General features: G+C 49.1%; 1 rRNA gene. It reads right to left on the reverse strand.

Features of this window, described 5'->3' with window-relative positions:
- Positions 1 to 30: 30 nt before the first annotated feature.
- Positions 31 to 1,551, reverse strand: a 16S ribosomal RNA gene (locus tag ACWXVQ_RS03170).
- Positions 1,552 to 1,555 lie beyond the last annotated feature (4 nt).

The following is a 1,555-nucleotide window of genomic DNA, read 5'->3' on the forward strand; positions in this document are numbered from 1 at the left end:
TTTTTTCCATAACAGTGTGTACTCCGTATGAAAGGAGGTGATCCATCCCCACGTTCTCGTAGGGATACCTTGTTACGACTTCACCCCAGTCACCAGTCCTACCTTAGGCGGTCGCCTCCGAGGTTAGCTAACCGACTTTGGGTATTACCAGCTCCCATGGTGTGACGGGCGGTGTGTACAAGACCCGAGAACGTATTCACCGCAGCATAGCTGATCTGCGATTACTAGCGATTCCGACTTCATGGAGTCGAATTGCAGACTCCAATCCGAACTGAGATCGGCTTTTTGAGATTTGCTCCATGTCGCCATATTGCTTCTCTTTGTACCGACCATTGTAGCACGTGTGTTGCCCCACTCGTAAGAGGCATGATGATTTGACGTCATCCCCACCTTCCTCCCAGTTACCCAGGCAGTATCTCTAGAGTCCTCGACATGACTCGTTAGTAACTAAAGATAGGGGTTGCGCTCGTTGCAGGACTTGACCAAACATCTCACGACACGAGCTGACGACAACCATGCACCATCTGTCACTCCGTTAACCTCCGCTATATCTCTATAGCATTGCGAAGGATGTCAAGAGTGGGTAAGGTTCTCCGTGTATCTTCAAATTAAACCACATGCTCCACCGCTTGTGCGGGTCCCCGTCAATTCCTTTAAGTTTCACTCTTGCGAGCATACTACTCAGGCGGATCATTTACTGCGTTAGCTGCGTCAGTGAACTATCCACCGACTAATGATCATCGTTTACGGCGTGGACTACCAGGGTATCTAATCCTGTTTGCTCCCCACGCTTTCGTCCCTCAGCGTCAGTGTAGACCCAGTAAGCTGCCTTCGCCTTTGGTGTTCTTCCATATATCTACGCATTTCACCGCTTCACATGGAATTCCGCTTACCTCTATCTAACTCTAGTTTATCAGTATCCAAAGCGAGCCAGGGTTGAGCCCTGGGATTTAACTCCAGACTTAATAAACAGCCTACGAACGCTTTACGCCCAATAATTCCGGATAACGCTTGCGACCTATGTATTACCGCGGCTGCTGGCACATAGTTAGCCATCGCTTTCTGACAGGGTACCGTCAGCTTGGAAGCATTTCCTCAACCAAGTATTCTTTCCCTATAACAGCACTTTACAATCCGAAGACCTTCATCGTGCACGCTGTGTCGCTCCATCAAGCTTTCGCTCATTGTGGAATATTCCCTACTGCTGCCTCCCGTAGGAGTTTGGGCCGTATCTCAGTCCCAATGTGGCCGTTCAGTCTCTCGACCCGGCTAAACATCATAGTCTTGGTAGGCCATTACCCTACCAACTAACTAATGTTCCGCACCCTCATCCTCTAGCGGGGCTTTAAGGCCCCTTTCACAACGGAATCATGCGATTCCATGCGTATCCGGCATTAGCCAATGTTTCCATTGGGTATTCCAATCTAAAGGGTAGATTAAGCACGTGTTACTCACCCATTCGCCGCTAAGGTATTGCTACCTTCGCTCGACATGCATGTATTAGGCACACAGCCAGCGTTCATCCTGAGCCAGGATCAAACTCTTAAAATTTGAT

The sequence above is a fragment of the Mycoplasma sp. 527 genome (genome assembly GCF_053851595.1).